At 68.3% G+C, this 22,455-nt stretch carries 14 protein-coding genes and 2 pseudogenes; 11 read left to right on the top strand and 5 right to left on the bottom strand.

Features of this window, described 5'->3' with window-relative positions:
• Positions 1-7: 7 nt before the first annotated feature.
• Positions 8-1,045, bottom strand: a complete 1,038-nt coding sequence (locus ABZ656_RS18825) for a LacI family DNA-binding transcriptional regulator (RefSeq protein ID WP_101406550.1) — start codon at positions 1,043-1,045, stop codon at positions 8-10.
• Positions 1,046-1,376: 331 nt separating this feature from the next.
• Between ABZ656_RS18825 and ABZ656_RS18820 the strand changes: the two genes are divergently transcribed.
• The 6 genes from ABZ656_RS18820 (at position 1,377) to ABZ656_RS18795 (ending at position 10,885) form a co-directional block, all read left to right on the top strand.
• A complete protein-coding gene (locus ABZ656_RS18820; protein ID WP_218978313.1) occupies positions 1,377-2,324 on the top strand; it encodes a sugar ABC transporter permease in 948 nt (315 codons plus the stop codon).
• Positions 2,321-3,142, top strand: a complete 822-nt coding sequence (locus tag ABZ656_RS18815; RefSeq protein ID WP_360269307.1) for a carbohydrate ABC transporter permease — start codon at positions 2,321-2,323, stop codon at positions 3,140-3,142. The genes ABZ656_RS18820 and ABZ656_RS18815 overlap by 4 nt, the downstream gene beginning before the upstream one ends.
• A gap of 32 nt (positions 3,143-3,174) precedes the next feature.
• Positions 3,175-4,443 carry an extracellular solute-binding protein gene (locus tag ABZ656_RS18810; protein WP_360269305.1) on the top strand — a complete coding sequence of 423 codons (1,269 nt, stop codon included), beginning with the start codon at positions 3,175-3,177 and terminating at the stop codon, positions 4,441-4,443.
• 157 nt (positions 4,444-4,600) lie between these two features.
• The gene (locus ABZ656_RS18805; protein WP_360269345.1) at positions 4,601-7,621 is read left to right on the top strand and encodes a family 78 glycoside hydrolase catalytic domain; all 3,021 of its coding nucleotides are present in this window, start codon (positions 4,601-4,603) and stop codon (positions 7,619-7,621) included.
• Positions 7,622-7,684: 63 nt separating this feature from the next.
• Positions 7,685-10,483, top strand: a complete 2,799-nt coding sequence (locus tag ABZ656_RS18800; RefSeq protein ID WP_360269303.1) for a family 78 glycoside hydrolase catalytic domain — start codon at positions 7,685-7,687, stop codon at positions 10,481-10,483.
• 84 nt (positions 10,484-10,567) lie between these two features.
• Positions 10,568-10,885 (top strand): hypothetical protein, encoded by a 318-nt coding sequence (locus ABZ656_RS18795; RefSeq protein ID WP_360269301.1) that lies wholly within the window; start codon positions 10,568-10,570, stop codon positions 10,883-10,885.
• A gap of 47 nt (positions 10,886-10,932) precedes the next feature.
• Here ABZ656_RS18795 and ABZ656_RS18790 read toward each other — a convergent pair whose 3' ends face one another.
• The 4 genes and pseudogenes from ABZ656_RS18790 to ABZ656_RS18775 form a co-directional block, all read right to left on the bottom strand.
• Positions 10,933-15,204 carry a serine protease gene (locus tag ABZ656_RS18790; RefSeq protein WP_360269299.1) on the bottom strand — a complete coding sequence of 1,424 codons (4,272 nt, stop codon included), beginning with the start codon at positions 15,202-15,204 and terminating at the stop codon, positions 10,933-10,935.
• Entirely contained in the window at positions 15,201-15,584 is a 384-nt protein-coding gene (locus ABZ656_RS18785; RefSeq protein ID WP_360269297.1) for a CU044_2847 family protein, read from the bottom strand. The genes ABZ656_RS18790 and ABZ656_RS18785 overlap by 4 nt, the downstream gene beginning before the upstream one ends.
• A gap of 311 nt (positions 15,585-15,895) precedes the next feature.
• Positions 15,896-16,498: pseudogene (locus ABZ656_RS18780) on the bottom strand (peptidoglycan recognition family protein); the annotation flags it as partial.
• A 59-nt stretch (positions 16,499-16,557) separates the two neighbouring features.
• Positions 16,558-16,854, bottom strand: a pseudogene (locus ABZ656_RS18775) (M23 family metallopeptidase); the annotation flags it as partial.
• A 71-nt stretch (positions 16,855-16,925) separates the two neighbouring features.
• Between ABZ656_RS18775 and ABZ656_RS18770 the strand changes: the two are divergent.
• The 5 genes from ABZ656_RS18770 to ABZ656_RS18750 all read left to right on the top strand — a co-directional run bounded on the left by ABZ656_RS18770 (position 16,926) and on the right by ABZ656_RS18750 (position 22,164).
• Positions 16,926-17,099, top strand: a complete 174-nt coding sequence (locus ABZ656_RS18770; protein ID WP_180362621.1) for a hypothetical protein — start codon at positions 16,926-16,928, stop codon at positions 17,097-17,099.
• A gap of 754 nt (positions 17,100-17,853) precedes the next feature.
• On the top strand, positions 17,854-18,705 hold the full coding sequence (locus tag ABZ656_RS18765) for an alpha/beta hydrolase (protein WP_101406544.1): 852 nt from the start codon (positions 17,854-17,856) through the stop codon (positions 18,703-18,705).
• A 441-nt stretch (positions 18,706-19,146) separates the two neighbouring features.
• The gene (locus tag ABZ656_RS18760) at positions 19,147-20,016 is read left to right on the top strand and encodes an alpha/beta hydrolase (RefSeq protein ID WP_360269295.1); all 870 of its coding nucleotides are present in this window, start codon (positions 19,147-19,149) and stop codon (positions 20,014-20,016) included.
• A 183-nt stretch (positions 20,017-20,199) separates the two neighbouring features.
• Positions 20,200-21,111 carry an alpha/beta hydrolase fold domain-containing protein gene (locus ABZ656_RS18755; protein WP_360269293.1) on the top strand — a complete coding sequence of 304 codons (912 nt, stop codon included), beginning with the start codon at positions 20,200-20,202 and terminating at the stop codon, positions 21,109-21,111.
• 39 nt (positions 21,112-21,150) lie between these two features.
• Positions 21,151-22,164, top strand: a complete 1,014-nt coding sequence (locus ABZ656_RS18750) for an NADP-dependent oxidoreductase (RefSeq protein WP_101406542.1) — start codon at positions 21,151-21,153, stop codon at positions 22,162-22,164.
• Positions 22,165-22,455 lie beyond the last annotated feature (291 nt).

Here is a 22,455-nt window from a genome sequence, read left to right as displayed (position 1 = left end):
TGAGGCCTCAGTACGACGGCTGTGCCGTGGACCGTCGCGGCACCAGCGTGGGGGAGAGGGTGACCTTGGCCGACGGGCGGTCGCGATCGGCGATGCGCTCCAGGAGGAGCCGTACGGCATTTTTGCCCATCTCGTAGCCTGCCTGGTCGACGCTGGTGAGGGAGATCGGGCCGAACGCGGCGAACGTGGTGTTGTCGTAGCCCGCCACCGACAGGTCACCGGGCACGGATAGCCCGGCCTCGGCGACCGCCTCCAGCACGCCCATGGCAACGATGTCCGCTCCCGCGAAGACGGCCGTGGGCCTGACCGGGCGTGCGAGCAGCTCCTTCGCGCCGTCGTACCCGCCCTGCTGGGTGTAGCTGGTGGAGACGACGTCGATCTCCTCGTCCAGGCCGAGTTTGCGCATGGCCTGCAGGTAGCCGTCGGCGCGCTGGGCGTTGGGCATTTCGACGCTGCGTGTGGGGTCGGTCTCGTGGTGTTCGATGTGGGCGATCCGGCGGTGGCCGAGTGCGGCGAGGTGGCCCACGATAAGGGCGGCGCCCGCGACGTCGTCGTCCGTGACGGTGTCGTAGGCCGGGGAGTGCCCGTGGCGGCCGACCACGACGGTCGGGACGGCGGTGGCGACGCGTTCGAGATGGGGGCGCGGCGAGACGGGGGCGACCAGGACGAGGCCGTCCATGCCGCGGTCGATCATGGCCTCGGTGACGCGGGCCTCCTCCTTCTCTCCGTTGCAGCCCGGGCCGAGGAGGACCTGGTAGTCGGTGTCCGCCAGGCAGCCGGTGACGCCGTCGAGGATCTCGGGGAAGAAGGGGTTGCGGATGTCGGGCAGCATCACGCCGATGGTGTACGTCTGCCCGCGCAGCCCCCGCGCGGCCGCCAGGGGCCGGTAGCCCAGCTCATCGATCGCGCGGCGCACCTTGGCCCGCATCTCCGGGCTGGCCCCGTAGGCGTTGCGCAGCACCTTGGACACGGCGGTGGTGGACACCTGCGCGTGCCGGGCGACGTCGACGATGGTGACGCGGCGGGGCGAGACGGGCGGCTCCATGCGGCTTCCTCCGACGTCGTGGGCAACGTTGGCGGAAAGTGTACGGACGAACCTCCTGCTCGGTAAGAGCGATCACGGCAAGACCCACAGAGCCGGTCGAGGCCTTTCCGTAACAATCGTGCAGCGTGCGCGGCATCTTGACGTCACGTAGAGGGCTCTCTAGGGTCTGGCAGCACCCCGTGGGAAACGTTGCCCACTGGCCACCGGAGGCGCGTCCCCTGGTGTCGTCCGCACCCCACAACCCAAGAAGTCGGCAGGTGTCTCACCCCGTCTGGCCGGTGCGCCCTTCACCGGGCTCTCTTTGAAACGTTTCAAGGAAGCAGGTCCGCCCGTGACTCTCGCCCCGAACGCCCAACTCCCGGATCGCGACCATCCTCCGGACAGCGCCCCGCTTGCCCGTGTCCGCCGTGCGCGCACCACGCCTCCGTGGTGGTTCATGGCGCCGGCTCTGCTCCTGTTCGCCTTCGTCGTCCTCGTGCCGAGCGCACGTGGCGTGTACTACGCGTTCACCGACTGGGACGGCCTCGATCCCCACTTCTCCTTCGTGGGCCTGGGCAACTTCGCAGACATGCTCCGCGACGGCGACGCGATGCAGGCCGTCTGGCACACCCTGCTGATCGCCGTGTCGATCACCGTCGTACAGAACGCGGTGGGTCTGCTGCTGGCCCTGGGCGTCAACTCGGCCATCAAGTCCCGCAACGTACTCCGGGTGTTGCTGTTCGCCCCGGCCGTGATCACTCCGATCGTGACCGCCTATCTGTGGCGCGACCTGCTCGGTCCGGACGGGGCGGTCAACAGCCTGCTCGGGGCGGTCGGACTCGACGGCTGGCGGCAGGACTGGCTGGGCAGCCCGAACCTGGCGCTCTGGGCGGTGGTCGGAGTGATCGTGTGGCAGTTCGCCGGCTACTCGATGATCATCTTCCTGGCCGGGCTGCAGTCGGTACCCCAGGAGATCCACGAGGCGGCGGCCCTCGACGGCGCCGGACCCGTACGGCGTTTCTGGTCGGTCACCAGACCTCTGCTGGCCCCTGCGTTCACCATCAACCTGATGCTGTCGATCATCGGCGGCATCAAACTCTTCGACCAGGTCTACGCGCTGACCGGCGGCGGACCTGGCCACGCGACGGACACCCTGTCGACCCTCATCTACAAAGACGCCTTCACCCTGGGCGAGTTCGGCTACAGCATCGCCCTCGCGGTGGTCCTGACGATCATCGTCGCGGTCGCTTCCACCGGCCAGTACGCCGTGCTGTCCCGCAGTGAGAGGGCCGCGTCATGAACCGCTACCGCCCCCGCACGCTCGCCCTCGAACTGGCCATGATCTTCGCCGCGTTGGTCGTCGGCTTCCCGGTGTACGTCCTGGTCAACCTGTCCGTGCGACCGGCCTTGGACACCTCCTCGCCCATCCACCCGACCACCTCGCCGACTCTGGAGAACTTCTCCCGCGCCTGGCAACAGGGCGCGCTCGGCGGGGCGTTGGCCAACAGTGTGCTGGTGACGGTGTGCAGCGTGGTGATCGTGCTGGCGGTCTCCTCCCTCGCCGCCTACCCGCTGGCCCGCGTCACGGCCCGCTGGTCACGGGGCACCTACCTGCTCGTCCTCCTCGGCCTGGTCCTGCCCTTCCAACTCGCCTCGCTCCCGCTCTACCAGACCATGCGCGACCTCGGCTTGCTCGGCACCCCCTGGGCCCTCGTCCTCTTCTACTCCGGCCTGCAGGTGCCCTTCACCGTCTTCCTCTACGTCGGCTTCCTGCGCGCCCTGCCCCGCGACTTCGAGGACGCCGCCCTCATCGACGGCTGCACCCCGCTGCAGGGCTTCCGCCATGTCGTCCTGCCCATGCTCAAACCCGTCACCGTGACCGCGCTCGTGCTCAACGCGGTCGCCGTCTGGAACGACTTCTTCACCCCGCTGCTGTACCTCAGTGGCAGCGCCCAGCAGACCATGCCGGTCGCCATCGCCGGCTTCGTCGGCCAGTACGTCACCGACTGGAACCTCATCTTCGCCGCACTGGTGATCAGCATCCTGCCCGTCCTGCTCGTCTACTTCCTCCTGCAGCGCAGCATCATCAACGGCTTTGCCGGAGGGCTGCGGGGATGACGCCCCGCCTTTTGCTCTTCAAGGGAGACACCATGAAGACTCGCACACTCACGCCACTGGTCGCCGCGACGACGGCTGCCGCTCTCCTGGCCGCCTGCAGTGGCGGCACCAAGTCCGGAGGATCCGGTGGCGGCGGCTCCAAGACGCTGACGCTCGCCTCCGTCGACCAGGGGTCGGTCGAGGACGTCGTCAAGGCGTTCGAGAAGGCCAACCCGGGCGTCAAGGTCCGCTACACCACCAGCGGCGCCGACCAGTACCAGCAGCAGATCCGCACCCAGCTCTCCTCCGGCACGGCACCCGACGTGATGTCGGTCTGGCCGGGCAACGGCAACCCCGGCGCCACCTACGTCCTGGCAAAACCGGGCTACCTGCGCGACCTTTCCGACCAGCCCTGGGCCGCCCGGATGCCCGAGGCGATCAAGACGGTCGCCCAGTACCAGGGCAAGACGTACAACGCGATCTTCGGGCAGAACGGCATCGGCGCGGTCTACAACGAGCAGGCCATGGCGAAGGCCGGACTCACCCCGCCGGACACCTGGACGAAGCTGCTGGCGTTCTGCCGCGCCGCCAAAGCCAAGGGCACCCCGGCTTTCGCGCTGGGCATCCAGGACAACTGGGTGACCCAGCTCGTGCTGTACGCGATGGTCGCCACGACCGTCTACAGCCCGGACCGTGACTTCGACGAGAAGATGCAGGCCGGGCAGGCCACCTTCGCCAAGTCGCCGTGGACCACGGCGCTGGACAAGTACCTGACGATGGAGAAGACGGGCTGCTTTCAGAAGAACCCGCTCGGCACCAACTACGAGGCCAGCCAGCAACTCGCGGCCACCGGCAAGACCCTCGGCATCGTCCAGGGCAACTGGGTGATCGCCCTGCTCAAGCAGAAGAACCCCAAGGCCACCTTCACCCTCAAGCCTCTTCCCGCCACCGACGATCCGGCCGAGACCCTCATCCCGGCCGCGGCAGGCGCCGGCTACGGCGTCAACGCCAAGGCCAAGAACCCCGAACTGGCCCTGAAATTCGTGAACTTCGTGATGTCCCCGCAGGGCATGAACCTGTTCGTCAAGAAGCAGGGCGGCCTGCCCTCGCTCCCGGACACCGGCTTCCAGGCCGACCCCTCCCTCACCGAACTGTCGCAGTTCATCCAGAGCAACCGCACCGTGCCGTTCATGGACCAGCGCTGGCCCGACGCCAAGGTGCAGCAGGCCATGCTCAGCGGTCTCCAGGAGATCTTCAGCGGACAGTCCACGCCTCAGAAGCTCCTCAAGGAAATGGACACCGACTACAAGGCCGGCTCGTGAGTGCCGTGCCGCCGACCGAAAGGGCAAAGGTGTGAGCAATGAAGTCCGCAGCGCAGAGATCAGCGACCCCGAGAACCGGCCAGACGGCGATGCCGGCCCGCGCCGCCGGACCGTGCTCGCCGCCACCGCCGGCGCAGTGCCGGTGGTGACCGGCGTGATGGGAGCCGGCGCGACCGCGCAGGACGCACCGACTCACCCCGTGGAGGACGGCGCCGTGTACGGACTGACCGTGGAGCACCGCACCGACCCGCTCGGTGTGGACGCGGCGCACCCGCGCTTCGGATGGCGGATGCGGTCCGTCGGGCGCGGGCGGAGCCAGGGCGCCTACGAGATCATGGTGGCCGCCACACCGGGCAAACTGACGCGTGATCGGGCCGACGTCTGGAGCAGCGGCCTTGTCCAGTCCTCGGAGTCGGTGGCCGTTCGCTTCCGGGGCACGCCCCTCAAGGCCTCGACCCGCTATTACTGGACCGTCACGGTCTGGGACACCGTGGGCCGCCTGGTCGGCACAGGACCTGTGGCCTCCTTTGAGACCGGCCTGTTGAGCACCGACGGCACCACCGGCTGGGACGGCGCCCAGTGGATCGGGATGAAGGGGAAGGCGCCCAACTCACCCGGCGCACCGATGCTGCGCACCGAGGCACCACTGCGGGGCCGGGTCCGCGAGGCACGCCTCTACCTCTCCGCCCTCGGGGTCTATGGTGCCCACATCAGCGGTCAGCACGTCACCGTCCCGCAGGACGACGGCACCACCCTCGAACTGCTGCCCCCGGGCTGGACGAACTACGACGCCCGCGTCAACTACCTCACCTACGACGTCACGCACCTCGTGGCCCGGGAACCGGTCGTCACCCTGGCGGCCGTCCTGGGCAACGGCTGGTACAACGGCCGTATCTCCGACGGCAGCACCTACTACTCCAAGAACGGCAACGCCCTCGCCCTCAAGGCCAAACTGCTGATCCGCTATACCGACGGGACGACCCAGCCCGTCGTCACCCGCCCGGACGGCTCCTGGAAGGCCACCGACACCGGCCCCTACCGGGCCGACGACATCTACGACGGCCAGACCTACGACGCCCGCAAGGAATTGCCGGGCTGGACGTCGGCAGGCTTCGACGCCTCCGGCTGGTCGGACACGGAACGCGTCGCCTTCGAGACCAAGTACCCGGACGCCCGACTCACGGCCTACCCGGCCGAGACCGCCCGTCTGGTGAGCCGCTGGGACCGCCGACCCCAGTCGATCACCGTCTTCACGGGAGTCACCGGTGACGGTAAGGGCCGTATCATCGTAGACCCCGACCGCACGGTGACCGAGCCGCACCGGGCGGCCACCGCGCGGACCACCCTCGGTCCTGGCGACACCGCCGTCTTCGACCTAGGCCAGAACATGGTCGGCGTTCCCCGCTACAGCCTGCGCGGCCCGGCCGGCGCACAGGTCACCTTCCAGTTCGGCGAGATGCTCAACGACAGCAGCGCCGGCGCGGACGGCCCCGAGGGTTCCCTCTACCGAGCCAATCTCCGCAGCGCCAAGGCCACCAGCACCTACATCCTCAAGGGCGACCGGCACGGGGAGACGCACCAGGACTCCCTGACCTTCTACGGCTTCCGCTACGCATCCGTCACCGCGACCGAAACGGTCACGATCGCCGGCCTGACCGGCAGGGTCGCCACCTCCGCGATCCACGAGACCGGGGCGGTCACCACAGACGATCCCGACACCAACCAGCTGATCAGCAATATCCGATGGGGCCAGCGCGGCAACTACCTCTGGGTGCCCACCGACTGCCCGCAGCGCGACGAACGCCTCGGCTGGACCGGCGACACCCAGGTCTTCTCCGCCACGGGCCTGTACAACGCGGACGCGGGCCCCTTCCTCGGCCACTTCCAGGAGACCGTGGTCGACTCGGCGACCATCTACGGCCAGGACAAGGCCCAGTTCACCGGCGTTGCTCCCGGCGGTCGTTACAACTTCCCCGGCGGCGGCAGCGGTTGGGCGGACTGCGGGGTCATCCTCCCGTGGACGCTGTGGCAGATGACTGGCGATCCGGCCGCCGTCGAGCGCAGCTGGCCCGCCATGACTCGCTACCTCGACTGGATCCGGCAGCAGACCGGCGAGACCTACGCCGGCCAGGGCTCCCTCACCGGCGACTGGCTCGCCCCGCAGAAGACCAGCGCCCAGCTCATGAGCGACGTCTGCTACGGCTATGTCGCCAGACTGATGGCGCAGCTGGCCCGCGCGATCGGCAGGACGGCGGAGGGGGAGACGTACGATCGGCTGTTCGCGCATGTCAAGCAGGCGTTCATCGCCAAGTACCTGAGCACCGAGGGCGGCACGGTCACGGTCAAGTCCAGCTTGGGCGACGCCTCCCCGATCGAACCGGGGTCCGACCCCAACCAGAAGACGGAGGACAACACCCAGACCGCGCTGCTGTGGGTCCTCAAGCTCGGCTTCTACGACACCGAGGCCCAACGCCGCGCCCTGGTCGGCCACTTGGCGGACAACATCGGCAACGACGTGGCCTACAAGGCGGCCCATCCGACCAGCAGCCGGGTCAAGTACGCGCAGAACACCCTGTCCGTCGGCTTCCTGGGCGTCAACGTCCTCGCCCCCGTCCTCAGCGACGAGGGCCGCTCGGATCTGGCGTACAAGCTGCTGCACCAGGACGCGCTGCCCTCGTGGCTCTTCTCGGTCAGGAACGGCGCCACCACCGTGTGGGAGCGCTGGAACTCGTACTCCAGGGAGGCCGGGTTCGGCCCGGTCAGCATGAACTCCTTCAACCACTACGCCTACGGCGCGGTCATGGAGTGGATGCACGCCTATATGGCAGGCATCGCCCGCGACCCGGACAGCCCCGGGTTCAAGCACTTCCTCCTGCAGCCGCACCTCGACCCGACCGGGAAGATCACGTGCGTCGCCGGGCGGCACGAGTCGCCGTACGGCGAGATCAGTAGCGAGTGGCGGGTGACGGACGGCGGCGGGGCGCTGTCGTACGCGGCGGTCGTCCCCGCGAACAGCGAGGCCACCCTGCGTCTTCCGGCCCTCTCGGCCGACTCCGTCCGCGAGGGGCGGACTCCGCTGGCCCGGGTGGACGGAGTGCGGTTCACCGGACATGCGGACGGCGTGGCCTCGTACCTGCTGCCGTCCGGGTCGTACCGCCTGACGAGCAGGCTCCACTGAGGCCGTGAGGCTTTCAGCCAGCCCATGATTGAAACGTTTCAATCTCTTTCGAAGGGAACCCCTGTGAGAGGCACCCACACCGGTGCGGCAGCCGCGGTCGCGGCCGCACTGGCACTCACCGTCTCCGGCCCGGCCCAGGCCTCGCCTCAGATGTCCAGAGCCCCACAACCGTCCGCTGTCGACCTGAAGACGGAGAACAAGGCCGACCCGATCGGCCTCGACGATCGCGCGCCCCTGCTCTCCTGGCGTTCGGCGGGAAGCCCGCAGGCCGCTTACGAGATCAGGGCAGCCCACTCGGCGGACGTACTCCGCAAGGGTCGGGCCGACGTCTGGCGAACGGGCCGGGTCATCTCGACCTCATCCGCCAACATCCCCTTCACCGGCGCTCTCACGGCCCGGGAGGCGGTCGCCTGGCAGGTCCGGGTGTGGGACGGCGCCGGTCGTGTCTCGCCGTGGAGCTCGCCGGTCACCTTCGAGATGGGCCTGCTGAACGCGTCGGACTGGTCCGCCCGCTGGATCGAGAACGCCTCCTACGACTACACGCGGCCGGACGGCTCGGTCTCGCCGCTGCCCGTCTTCGGCCAGTCGTTCGCCGTGCACGGCAAGGTGGCCAAGGCCCGGTTGTACATGACCGGCCTGGGAATGTACGCCACCTCCCTCAACGGCAGACCCGTCAGCACGAACGTGCTGGAGCCCGGTCAGACGACGTACTCGGCCGAGGTCGACTACCGCACCTACGACCTCACCGGCCAACTACGCGACGGCGTCAACACGCTGGGCATCGAGACGGGCAGCGGCGCCTCCCAGCGCGTCAAGACGCCCGGGCACTACTTCTTCGGCGGCCGCCTGGAGACGTACACCGTGTACGGCGAGCCGAAGGCCATCGCCCAGCTGGAGATCACCTACGCGGACGGGCGCCGCGAGACCGTCAAGACGGACACCTCCTGGCGGACCGCCCTGGGACCGACCACCTACTCGTCATGGTGGAGCGGCGAGGAGTACGACGCCCGCCGGTCCGCGACCGCTCCCACCTCTGCCGCAAGGCTGGACGGGCCGGAGTGGCAGAACGCATCCCTGGTCCAGCTCAACTCCACCTCGACCCCACGCGACACCACACCCCTGCGGGCCGACCCCCGGCCCCCGGTCACGGTCGCCACGACACTCGAGCCGGTGTCCAGCACACCGGACGGCAAGGGGGCGTACATCCTCGACTTCGGCGCCAACCGCTCCGGATGGCCCAGCCTGAAGGTCTCGGGTCCGGCCGGGACCACGATCTCCATGATTCCGGCGGAGAAGCTCAAGGCCGACGGAACCCTGGACATCTCCTCCACCGGAGCGACCGCCACGGACCAGATCGCCTACCGCTACACCCTCTCCGGCCACGGCCCGGAGACCTGGCACCCGCGCTTCACCTACAGCGGCTTCCGCTACCTGAAGGTCGACGGCCTGTCCGCGGCCCCGAAGGCCGACACCGTCACCATGCAGGTGATCCACGCTGCCAACCCCCGGGCCAGTGACTTCACCTCGTCGAGTCAGCTCATCAACGAGATCCACGCCATCACCCTGCGTTCGATGCAGAGCAACATGATGTCGGTCCTCACCGACTGCCCTGACCGGGAGAAGGGCCCCTACACCGGCGACAATCTCCACAACATCGACGCCCTGCTCACCGACTACGACCTGTCCTCCTATGAGCCGCAGCTGGTGCGCAACATGGCCACCGCCCAGCGTCAACCTGGCGACGAGTCACCGGGGTTGATCGCCAACATCGCACCCGAGTTCCACCGGGTCGCACCGGTCAAGCTCCAGTACCCGCAGGGGACGATCGAGTTCCTCGACGAGGTCAACTGGGGCGGAGCCGTCATCCGTATCCCCTGGCAGCTCTACACGACCTACGGCGACACCCGCACCATGACGCTGTACTACGACACCATGGTCAAGTGGCTCGACTACGAAGCCGCCAACAAGGCCGCGAACAACGGCGACATACCGGGCCTCGGTGACTGGTCCGCCGGCGACAACACCACGCCCATGCAACTGGCGATCCTCGCCGGCCACTACACCGCCGCGCACGACATGGCGCAGATCGCGAAGGTCCTGGGGAAGAAGGCGGACCAGGGCAAGTACGCCGCCCTTGCCTCGACCCTGGCCGACGAGTTCACCACCAGGTTCCGCCACGAGGACGCCAGGGGTGTCTACTACGGCAGCGACAGCGAGACCTCCAACGCCATGGCTCTGGACGCCGGCCTGGTACCCGCCGCCGACCGGCAGCAGGTCCTCGACCGGCTGGTCGCCTCCGTCCGCAAGGCCGGTGACCACATCACCAGCGGTTCGGTCGGGCTCGGTCCTCTCTTCCGGGCCCTGCACGCCGGCGGGCGCGACGACGTCATCTACGACATGGTCGTCAACCCCACCTCACCCGGCTACGGCTACCTCGTCGCCAGCGGCCACACCACCCTCTCCGAGTCCCTCGACGGCTCCGGCTCACAGAACCACCACTTCCTCGGCCAGGTCGACGCCTGGCTCGTCAACGGACTCGCGGGCATCAACCAGACCGCCGACTCCGTCGGTTACCACGAGCTGGAGATAGCCCCGGCCGTCGTCGGAGACCTCACCCACGCCTCCGGCAGTTACCGCACCCCGCAAGGGGTGGTCAGCAGCGCCTGGCACAAGGACAGCCGAGGGCGCTTCACGCTGAAGGTCAGCGTCCCGGTCGGTAGCACCGCGGTGGTCCGGGTGCCCGCTCGGGCACATGACCACGTTACCGCCAACGGCACCACGCGGCCCTCCTCCCAGGACCGTACGGCCACCACGGCGAACTACCGTATCTCCGCGGGCAACTACACCTTCACCGTCGGCTGAGTCCGCGTCCCGCAGGGGGCTCTTGCGAGGCCCCTGCGGGACGACGTGTCTTCGCGAAGGGCAGCTGGCCACACACGGTGGGCGATGACCTCGACCGGGTACCGGTGCCCCTTGTACGACGGCGACACGTCCCTCACGGACAACCCCTCCAGCCTGATCACCCCAAGATCAGCCCACGGGCCAGCCAATGTGACAGCGCCCAAGATCCACCACGTCAGGGACACCACGTACGCCGAGGACGCCTCCCGCGTACGCACCGGCACCGCTCCACGTGCCATGGCATCCCTGCGCTACCTGGCCATCGGCGCTCTCCGACTCACCGGCCAGACGAACATCGCCGCCGGGCTCCGCCACCACACCCGCGACACCAACCGCCCGCTGATCAGCCTCGGAATCGTGTGATCAACCCGGATCATCACCTGAACGACGTGGCCCTGGAACGGACGGCGTCATCCGTCGTGGCAGAGGGGTGCTTCCGGAATGGCGATGCCCAGACTCTCCCTTTCAGTAATGGTGAATTCTCGGTAACCGATCACGCGGCACAGCTGACGGCTCCAAAGGGCGGCGTCGAGCTGGATGGTGCGGTACGCGGTGTTGAGCACTTCGTCGTCACGGAACAAGATCGTCCCGCCGTCGGCCGAGGCACCGATGTATGAATACCCCGGAGAATCACGGTCGGGAACGCCGAAAGTATAGGCATCCTCCGACCTGCCCTCGCCGATGTCATAGAAATGCACCGAGGTACGGGAAGCCAGCAGAAAACGCCCGTCGCGGAGGAATCGGGTGACAAATCCTTCTTCGTCGGGGTGAATGCTGGTGAAGATCGGTCCGATCTTCTTACGGGGCGGGTTGTTCTGCCAGAGTTCGACGTTCGCTCCCAGACGGAGCAGGGCGAAGTGGTCCCCGGACGGGTCGAACTGGATGGCTGATGTGTCCGGTCCCGTGCTGATCGTCTTCACCTCGCGCCACGTCACCGTGTCAACGATGTGGACCCTCGGGTCCCCCCACACCACGACGGCGAGATGACCGGGCTTCGGATACCTGGTGATCGAAAGGGTGCTCCTGGCTGAGACACCGGTAATCAGGCGGCTCAAGTCCTTCTGCACAGTCTGATGGCCGGTCTTCCAGTCCCACTGCTGCACCACCGTGCCGGACAGCGTCACCACGCTGTCTCCGATGCGGACGTAGCTGAACTCCAAGCCCTCCGGTTCAGGGTCAGTGACCGGCGGGTCCGTCGCGGTGATCGTACGGAGCGGACGCAGGTCCGAGGCCCGGCGCAGCACCAGGGTGCTCTTCCCGACCTGGTCGAACACCGTCTTCCCGTCCGCACTGAATGCGACCACCACACCCGATCTCTTGAGGTCGTCCGCCTGGCGTTTCATGCTGGCCAGCACTTCGCCGTGTTCATCCGACGCGCGGCGTTCGATCCGCTTTCCGTTGTCCGCCAGGCCCACGACGGATTTCCCGTCCGGGGAAAGGGCTGGATTAATGAGCGGCTCCGCCGGAGCGCTCTCCGGCAGGGCCGGAATGTATATCACGTTCTTGTCTGTGGAGGCCAGGATCACGGGTGCACCGCGGACCGATACCACCTTGTGGACCATTCTTACGGGGTCTCCGGTTTTCTCACTGAAGAGCCACCGATCATTTTTCAGATCGAGCAGAAAAAGACGGTCTCCGCCCGTATCGTATTCCTGCGTCACCGCCCATCTACCGCTGTCGTCAACCGCTTGCAACCCGCAGGCGTAGGCGCCATCGTTCAGGCCCCGGCCCGTGTAGCGAACCACCGCGCCGGGGCGCCCGGTGCTCCGTACGACGAGTGCGGGCCCCCCGTGCTTCTTCGACGGCGCGCAGCTGGCGACGATGTTCCCTCCGCCGGAGATTATGAAGTCCTCGGTCGGCGGCACGATGACTTGCGAGTGCCGAGTGCTCCGGTCGATGGCGAGTAGCGTGATCTTCTCGGTCTTCTTGTCCCAGACCTTGGCCAGCAGCTTGCGGTTGTCCGACCCGATGTGCACGCCGTCGAAGTAGCTTGTCTTCGGCAGGCCGGGAGGCAGCGGAACCTCTCCCGACGTTCCCTCTTGAAGATCCCACCAGGCGACGGCGGTGGAGCTGGCCCCGGTCTGCGCGACGATGCGCCCGTCTCTCGAAATCGCGGCGTCGTCACTGATGTTGCTGAGGTGGTGCGACGAGCCGAGGCGGGGTGGCAGACGGTGCGCTGGGCCGACCAGCTTTCCGGGACTGCCGTCGCGTCGCACATCGAACCAGACCAGTTCCCGCTCCTCCGTGAAGAATCCGGCCCGGCGCCCGTCCGGGGAGACGAAGCTCAGACCGGCCTGGTAGGGCAGGTCGAGCCGTTGCCGGCTCACCGTTCCGGTGGCCGCGTGCACGTACAGGGTGGGCTTGCCGATGTCCGAGTGCACGAGGACCACTTCGCCGTCCTCGCTCGCGGCGACGCCGCGGACGGAGCCGTCGGATCCGGACAGCATGCGCTGACCGGGGTTGTACGAGAGCCGGGCGCGCAGGAGGGCGTCGCGGGCCTGTTCGGTCGGGGACGTCCGGTAGGCCGCCAGCGCCACCATGACGGAGACCACCGGATCCGAGGTGGCCAGGTCAGCTGAACTCTGCGCCAGCGCACGTGAAGTGGACTCCGCCGTGCGCTGGCTGCTGACGTAGCGGTAGTAGGCGAACAGCGAGCCGAGAAGGACTGCCAGCGCGGTCAGGGAGGCAATCGTGGTGGTCAGGACCCGCCGTTTCCGCCGCCGTGCCCGCTGGTGGGCCCGCCCGCGGCGAAGGTAGTCCTGCTCGGCATCGGTCAGGAACCGGCCATGGTCGGGCAGCCGGCGTTCGGCCGCTTCCAGAGCCGACTGCGACGGCAGCAGGTCGGACGCCCTGTCGCCGTGCTCCCAGCGTTCCCTGTCGTGGCGCAGCGTTTCACGCCATACGAGAAAGGACCGGTCTTCCTCGGCCCAGTCGGCCAGGCGCCGCCATGCTCCAATGAGGGCCTCGTGGGCCACCTCCACCGTCTCCACACCCTCGGCGCTGCGCCCGGTGACGAGCAGGCGCGCATCGGCCAAGGTCTGAGCGATGTTCCAGCTCTTGGCGTCCAGTTCACTGCGCAGGGCCGTCCGCCGTGTGATCGCGCTGGCGCCGAGGGGCACGCGCACCAGCGCCGCGAACAGGCGCCGCGCGGCGGGCAGTTCGGACTCCGGGACGTGCGCGCTCCACAGACGTTCGGCGTGCTGCCCCAGCGCGCCCCCGACACCGCCCAGTGCCTCGTAGGACTCGTGGGTGAGGACTCCGCCGTCCTGGTCCCGCCAAAGCCGGTCCAAGGCGAAGCCGAGCAGAGGCAGCGTGCCCGGTTCCTCTCCCGCGTCAGCGAGTACGCGATCGACGAGACCGGCCTCGTAGCCGACTCCCGGTACGGCGGCCACTGGTGCGGTGACGATCCGGCGAAGCTGTCGCGGGCTGGGAGCGGCAAGGGCGTAGAGCCGGTTGCGGAAGGCGGCACCCACCTGTGCATCGGCCAGCGCCTTCTCCAGGAAGTCGGCGCGGAGGGTGGTGAGGACGTGCAGGTCCGGTGGGAGGGTCGGAATATAGAGTGCGTCGGCCAGTTCGTCCACCAGGTTGGGGGCGGAGACAAGCAGTTCCTCGAACTGATCGACGACGAGCAGCAGGCCACGCGTCCCCTGACGTTCCTGTATCGCGGTGACGGTGTCCGCAATCCCCTGCTGCTCAAGGATGCGCACCAGGGCCTGAAGCCGGTCCAGCCGTTCGACAACGGACAGGTCAGGTTCCAGCAGGGGCAGCAGCGCGGCCGCCAGTGACGACAGTGGCCGACTGCCGGAGGCGGGACGCAGTATGCCGACGGAGAATCCTTGGGCGCGCAGGCGCGGCACCACGCCGGCCAGGGCGAGTGAGGACTTGCCCGATCCGGAGGGGCCGACCAGGCATACCTGGCGTTCGGCGGCGACCTTGGCGGTCAGCTCCTCGCTCTCTTCGTCCCTCCCGTGGAAGGATGCCGCGTCCGCCTCTCGGAATGGGGACAGCCCGCGGAACGGGGAGGGCGGCAGTGTCAGGGCCCGCAGCGGTTCCCAGTTGCGCAGCAGTGTGTCGGAGGGGATGAGGTAACTCGCTGCCGGCTCCCCGGACTCGGCCACTACTACCATGCCGACGACGGCGGACAGGTCCTCGTCCCACACGGGACTGCCGCTGAATCCCCCGGAGACCCGGTAGCCGTCGGACGCCAGGTCGGTCTGGATCCAGCCGTCGGCCTGGCGGGAACGGAGTACTCCGGCGTGCCACACGCCGGCCGGGCGCCCCTGGGGGAAGCCGAAGACCCGGGCCGGGTGTCCCCACACGTCCGGTGCGTCGACCATTCTCACCGGGCGTCCCTGCGGGATCACGGTTTCCAGACGCAGCACCGCGACGTCGTCGCCCGCCGCGAAGTGCACGATCCGTGCCGGTACCGGAGCCCGGCCGGGCTCGGCTGCGGACAGTAGCGGCAGATCCACGAACACCCGCGCCGCGGCCGTGGGCGGTTGCTCCTCGGGCGTTCCGAGAGCGGCACTCACCACGTGGGCACAGGTCAAAGCAGTCTGTTCCCCTACCAGGAAGCCGACACCCCAGCAGTTTCCCTGCTGGTCCGTGATGCGCAGGACGGCCGAGTCGAGCGCAGTCGGGCCGCCCCGGACTGTCAGTGTGGCACTGTCCGGCACCCTCATCCCTCCGGTTCGGCAGTCCGGCGACCCGCTTCCTCCGCCTGGTTCTCACTCCGGTCCCATTTGAGGGTCACGGTGAAGTGTGCCTGAGCCGTGCTGCTGCTGATCACGATGTCGGCGCCGGCCGACAGCGACAGACCGAACTCCACGGTGATCTCTTGTGGACCCCGCACCGGCTCACTGAAGGTGTCCACCAATTGCCGGGCCATGGGCCGGAGCTCGGACAGCATCTCTCCCATGGACCGGGTCGCCCTGCCCACGACCTGCCCAGGCCGAGCCACCTTGACCAGTCCATCGCCCGGCTTCTCCTGGACCTCGACCTTGACGACCCGAGCCACCCCGTCACCGCCCTCGTCGAGCGGCAACTCCACCACATAGGCCATCGCGCTCCCCCGTCACATCCGTTTGCTCCGCCCCTCGTTTCGTGGAAGGCGCAGCCTCATCAACCACTCCATCGTCGCTGGTCACAGGGCAGCAATGGCTATTTCGGCCAACTTCTCTCGCTCCTCGGCGAGAAGGCCCGGGCCGGCGGTGGCCTCGTGGTGCTCGGGGCCGCTGGTGGCGTTCACGAATCCGGTCTTTCTCGGGCGTTGGCCCCAGGTGACGCCCGTGTGGGGGTGTCTCCGTACGGAGGCACCCCCACGGACCTCAGGCTCACTCACCCGGCGACGAGCGCGGGCTTCGGTGTCTTCTTCAGGCGGGCCGCGACGCGGTCACGCATCCCGGGCATGGGGAAGCCCTTCGGATCGATCTTGTCCCGGGACCATTCGAGGTGGCCGATGACGCTGCGGGCGGTCCAGCCGTGGGCACGGCAGATCGCGGCGCTGACGCGTTCGATCGCTTCGAGTTGTGCCGCGGGCCATGGGTCGTCGCCGTCGCCGCGGTTGACGCATTCGAAGCCGTAGAAGCAGACATTGCCGTCCACGCCGTCGTCGTTGCCGCGCGTCGGCTTCGGCGGGCGGGTGCCGTAGTCCTCGGCCTTCACGCGCTCGAGGACCTCGGGATCGCCCCCGCCGGCGTGGTTGGCGCGCCAGTGGCCGACGAGGTGGACGGTGCCGTCCTTGGCTATGACGCCGTGGCAGAGCGGGCCCGGCAGTGAGCTGGAACCGTCCCGGCAGATGGCCACGGACTTCTGGGTGCCCGAGGTCACGGTGTGATGGATCATCACACCGTTGACGGGTCCCCAGGGGCCCTTGTGGTTACGGTTGTGCGTGCGCCAGTCGCCGACTTCCACGCCCTGTACGCCTTCGGCGCGCAGGGCGGCGAGGAGCTTCGCTGCGGACAGGGGTGTCGCCATGGAAACCTCCTGGGAGGTAGGTAGATGGGTGTGTGGTGAGGGCCGTGGGTGGGCTGTGCTCACCAGGAGGGCTCGCGGTCGTTGCCGTATCCGCCGCCGCGGGGACGGTCCTCAAAGTGCAGGTGCGGACCGGTCACGTTGCCGGTCGCCCCGACCTTGCCCAGCCGCTCGCCCGCCTTCACCTTGTCGCCCTTGGAGACGGTGCGCGGGGACAGGTGGCAGTAGATGTGGTCTCGGCCGTTGTCCGCGCGCAGGCAGATCCAGTTCCCGTACGCGCCCCCGTCGCCGTTCGACCAGGCGATGGTGCCCGCCCGTACTGCCACCACGGGGGTGCCGGTGGGTGCCGCGTAGTCGTCCCCGGTGTGGTAGCCGGCGGAGTAGTTCGAGTCACGGACGCCGTATGCGTACGTGACCTTGTGGCCGGGACATGGGCGGTACGAGCCCCAGGCTCACGACGGAGACCGAACGTCCCATGCTCTGGGACCGGATCAAAGACGAGTACAACGGCCCCGGTGGAACGTCGCCGACCGGCCGATACCTGGCTCACGAGTTCCGCGCCGAGCCGGGACGCCGCATGCTCTATGTCGAAGACAACTGCTGAAATCCGCGCGCGGCGATCGAGCCAGAACCCGTCCTCGCGAACAGACCCATTTGACAACAGCATTAGGAAGCCAGACGCTCCTGATGCGTCCAGGACTCGGCGGTGGCGCGCTCAGCGAGCCGGTCGGCAGCCGCAAGCACGACGCTCCGGTCGGCGAGCTGCCTCTGCCGTCCCACGACAGCGCCGTACCCCGGTGTGACGCTGCTGGCCGGCACATCGCGATCAAGACGTCCCCGACCGTCAGGCTCCTCACCGGTTCCACGCCTCCGTTCCCCTGGGACGATGCGGGTTCTCCCGAACCGCATCGACTTTCGATGGTCGCTCCCTGACGCCCCCGCGTGCCCCTTGCCGGCGACCCCCCCTTGCGGCATTGACTTCCCCTACTTAGTATTATGGACGTAATATCATCTCGGTACTCCGGAGGCTGCCGCCTCGCGATCGGCGAGGTGCTTCCCGGGTGATCCGGGCACGTCGCAAGATCTGAGGGCAACCCCTCTGTGGCGACTGGCCTTTGCGGAGATCGACGCAGTCGGTGCCGCGAAGGCTGACGTTGCAGCCGAGCGGGGGGCCGGGCGGTGTCGGGTGGACCCATGCCTGGTGCGCTGCGCCGACTCCATGTGTCGGGCGCGACGAGGAGAACTCCGATCCGTGCCCCCCGGCCCCTCTGTGCCGTGTTGCGCAAGTGGTCCCGCGAGTGCGGTCCACGGGGATGGTCCGCGAAATGTCACGCACCCGCCAACAAGAGAAGGACAGTATGAGTACGTATCTGGCAGACAAGGCCGAGGACCTCACGGTCGAGGGCCCCTCCGCGCGCTTCACCTACCGGCGGATGGGTCCGCAGGGCGGCGTCCCGCTGGTCCTGCTGAACCGCTTCCGCGGGACCATCGACTGGTGGGACCCGGAGTTCCTGGACTACCTGGCCGCCGACCATGACGTGATCCTGTTCGACAACGTCGGCGTCGGCTACACCGACGGCGAACCGCGCGACTCCCTCGAAGGCTTCGCCGAGGGGGCCGTCGAGTTCATCGAGGCGCTCGGCCTTGCGCACGTGGACCTGCTCGGCTGGTCTCTGGGTGGCATCGTCGCCCAGCGTGTGGCCCTGCGGCGCCCCGAGTTGGTGCGCAAGCTCATCGTGGCCGGCAGCGGCCCGGCCGGCTGGGTCCCGGGCGCGCCGGACTTCAGCGAGAAGGTCCTGGGCATCATGGCCAAGCCTGACGCCGACCTGGAAGACATGCTGTTCCTCTTCTACCCCGACGCGGAGGCGGCCCGCGCCTCGGGCCTGCAGCACTTCGACCACGTCTCGGCCCGGCTCGCCGTCGGCGGTCCTCCAGTCTCCGAGGCGGCGGCGCAGGGCATGCTCGCCGCGGCGGCCGCCCTTCTGTCGGCGCCCTTCGAGCAGGTCACGGCGGAACTGGAGGCCATCAAGCACCCTGTCCTCTATGCCAACGGCCTGGAGGACGTCATGATCCCCGCCCACAACTCCTATGTCGCGGTCCAGTACCTCGACAACGCGACCCTCGTTCTCTACAGCGGCGCCGGTCACGCCTTCCTCTTCCAGTACGCCAAGGCCTTCACCAGGCAGGTGGCCGACTTCCTCGCCGCCTGACCCGCGCCGCTCCGCCGCCTGCCGCGAACGACGCGGGGTGGTGGTCGGCTGCCCCTACCGGTGCCGTCTCACGGTGACGTGAGGCGGCACCGCTTTGTCTGCCCGTACGGGGACCCCACCGGGAGATCTGGTCAGGAGTCGATACGTCGCCGGTGGCGCGCTCTCGCCGAGACGGCCCACGCGCGGACTGTTGCCCTGTCGGATACGCGCACACCTTGCAGACTCATGAAATTACGGTCATAATCTAATGGTGCGTGATGAGGAGGGCGTAACCACTCGGAGCTCCCGCTCCCGCTCCCGTGGTCCTGGCCGCCCCGCGTGTTCGTCGACCCCCAACTGCTGCAGCGGCAGCCGGGAGACGCAGGTGACCGCTCCGCGGCCCCCTCCTTCTGGAGGAGCCGGGGCCTGCTCGCGGAAACCCCCGCATCGAAGGGCATGATCATGAGTGATTCGCAAGAAGTCAGAGATGGCGTGGTGACGTCGTACAAGGACGCTCCTACCCGCACTGTTGCCGCCGGAGGGGTGACCTTCGCCTATCGTGACCTCGGTCCGCGGTCCGGCGTTCCGGTGATCTTTTTCAATCACCTGGCCGGAGTGCTCGACAACTGGGATCCGCGGGTCGTCGACGGTTTCGCCGCTGGGTGTCGGGTCATCACGTTCGACAACAGCGGTGTCGGCGCCTCCACCGGTTCCACGCCGCGCACCATCCAGGAGATGGCGAAGGGCGCCGTCACCTTCATCCGCGCGCTCGGTTTCGACCGCGTCGACATCCACGGCTTCTCGATGGGCGGCATGATCGCCCGGGTGGTCGTGCGGAGGGAACCGCAACTCGTCCGCAAGCTGATCCTCACGGGTACCGGTCCCGCGGGCGGCGAGGGCATCAAGAATGTGACCAGACTGTCCAATCTGGACACCGTCCGGGCGCTGTTCACCCTTCAGGACCCGAAGCAGTTCCTGTTCTTCACGCGCACCGCCAATGGCCGCCGTGCCGGAAAGGAGTTCCTGGCCCGGCTGAAGGAGCGCACCCGCGACCGGGACAAGGCGATCCGGCTCGGGGCGTACCGTGCCCAGCTCAAGGCCATTCACCGCTGGGGAGTGGAGCGGCCCCACGACCTCTCCGGTGTCAGCCAGCCGGTGCTCGTCGCCAACGGTGAGGTCGACCGGATGGTTCCGGCGCAGAACTCGGTCGACCTGGCCCGGCGGGTGCGGAACGGCGAGCTGGTGCTCTATCCCGACGCCGGTCACGGCGGCATCTTCCAGTTCCACCGGGAGTTCGTGAAGACGGCTCTCAAGTTCCTCGAACGCGAGTAGTCGCTCGGCGACGGAAGCGGGCGCGCGGTGCGGTCGACGTCGAGCATCCGGCCGACCTGAGTTTACTTTCCGATACTCAGCAAGTAGCGTCCAGAGCAGCACGCCGATTCAGCCGCAACCGGCACACGGCACAGCACTTCTCACACCCCCTCTCAGCCCCCGGATCAGAGCAGGAGTATCACCATGGCAGTCAGCCCCGAGGCGCAGCGGTTCGCGCAGTTCCTCGCAAGCGTCAGCGCCAAGTCCGCGACCCCCGGTCTGGACCTGGCGATCATCCGCGACATCGTCGACTCCAACCACAAGGCCGCCACCGAACCCGAGGGCGTCACCTACGCCGAGGTCGACGCCGATGGTGTCCCCGCACTGTGGGCCATTCCCGAGAACGCCGACCCCGCCAAGGCGCTGCTCCACTTCCACTTCGGCGGCTCCGTCACCGCCTCCATGCACTCCGACCGCAAGGCCGCCGGTCACATCGCCAAGGCCGCGGGCGCCCGCTCCCTCGTCGTCGACTTCCGCCTCGCCCCGGAGCACCCTCACCCCGCCCAGCTCGACGACGCCGAGACCGCCTACCGCTGGCTGCTCTCGCAGGGCTACGAGCCGCGGAACATCGGCAGCACCGGCCACTCCATCGGCGGCACCCTGGCCGTCATGCTCCCCCTGCGCCTCCTCGCCAAGGGCGAAGCCACCCCTGGCGCGATCATCAGCGTCTCGCCCTGGACCGACCTCACCATCTCCAACCTCGCCGTGGACGCCAACGAGCCCACCGACAAGATGCTCAGCAGGGCCACCCTCGAACTCTTCCGGGGAGCCTGGCTCCAGGAGCCCGGCCTCGACTTCGCCGACCCCGCCGTCAGCCTCGTCCACGCCGACCTCACCGGTCTGCCCCCCACCCAGGTCCACTACGGCGAGTACGAGACCCTCGCCGAGGACGGTGCCCACCTCGCCCAGCGTCTGGCCGACTTCAAGGTCACCACCGAGGTGCACCCCATGCCCGAAGGCCAGCACTCCTTTGTCCTCGGCGCCGGACGCGTCCCCGAGGTCGACCACGCCATCCAGCAGATGGGCAGCTGGCTCCGCACCCACCTCGGCAAGTGAGCCCGACCACCGAGAAGATCACGCAGAAGGCTAACTGATATGAAGGCATTCGTCGTCGAGAAGTACGACCAGGACGGTATGCGTGCTGCGGAAGTGCCCGAACCCGCCGTAGGGGATCGCGACGTTCTGGTAAGAGTGAGCGCCACCAGCATCAATCCGCTGGACAAGATGGTCCGCAACGGGGAGTTCAAGCAACTCCTGAAGTACAAGCGCCCCTTCGTGCTCGGCCACGATGTGGCGGGCGTCGTGACAAGGGTCGGTTCCGCCGTGCGCCACTTCAAGGTCGGCGACGAGGTCTACGCCCGCCCGCGCGACCTGCGGATCGGGGGCTTCGCGGAGTTCGTCGCGATCCACGAGGACGACGTCTCGCCCAAGCCGCAGTCGCTCACCTTCCAGGAGGCCGCCGCGGTCCCGCTGGTGGCGTTGGCCGCCTGGCAGATTCTCGTCGAACGCGCCCGCGTGCAGCCGGGACAGAAGGTGCTTGTCCACGCCGGTTCCGGGGGTCTCGGCTCGACGGTCGTCCAACTCGCCAGCCACCTCGGCGCCACGGTGGCCACGACCACGGGCCCCGGCACCGAGGAACTGGTCAAGAGCCTCGGCGCCGATCTCGTCATCGACTACACCAAGGAGGACTTCTCGAAGGTGCTGTCCGGCTACGACCTGGTGCTGGACTCCGTGGGCGGGGCGAACCTCAAGAAGTCGCTGACCGTGCTGAAGCCCGGCGGCCTGGCCATCAGTGTCGTCGGCCCGCCGGACGCCGGGTTCGCCAAGCAACTCGGCGCCCCCTCCTTCCTCCGCGTGGTGATGAACGCTCTCAGCCGGAAGATCCGCAAGCAGGCCAGGTCGCTGGGTGTGCGCTACGAGTTCCTCTTCATGCGGGCCAGCGGCTCCCAGCTGCGCGAACTCGCCGGTCTCTACGACAGCGGGCGGCTCCGCCCGGTCATCGACCGGGTCTTCCCGTTCGACCAGACGCTCGACGCGATGGCGCACGTCGAGCAGGGCCGTACCAAGGCCGGCAAGGTCGTCGTCTCGATGGTCCCCGAGAACGACTGAGAACGGGCCGACCGCAGGCCGTTCGCCCACGCTCCTCACCGGGGCGGCGGCGAACGGCCTGCGGTCGGCGACCCTACGGCGGCCACGGGCTGAAACGGGTCGTCGGTCTCCGGGCGTCCGTTCGGGGCGCCTGGTGCTTCCACCTGCTTGAGGAGCTGACGGAATGTCGGTCACGGTGGTGCGGCTCGGCAACTGCGCCCACTTCATGGCGCGTTGTCGCGGCGAGTTCGGAAACGCCCGAGTCGCCGGGCGGCGCTCCTTCCCCGCGCCCGATCGTGATGCCCCCCGCCG

The organism is Streptomyces sp. NPDC007095 (assembly GCF_040634475.1).
In the GTDB taxonomy this organism is placed as follows: Bacteria; Actinomycetota; Actinomycetes; order Streptomycetales; family Streptomycetaceae; genus Streptomyces.
This window is presented reverse-complemented; position numbering and strand designations above follow the sequence as displayed.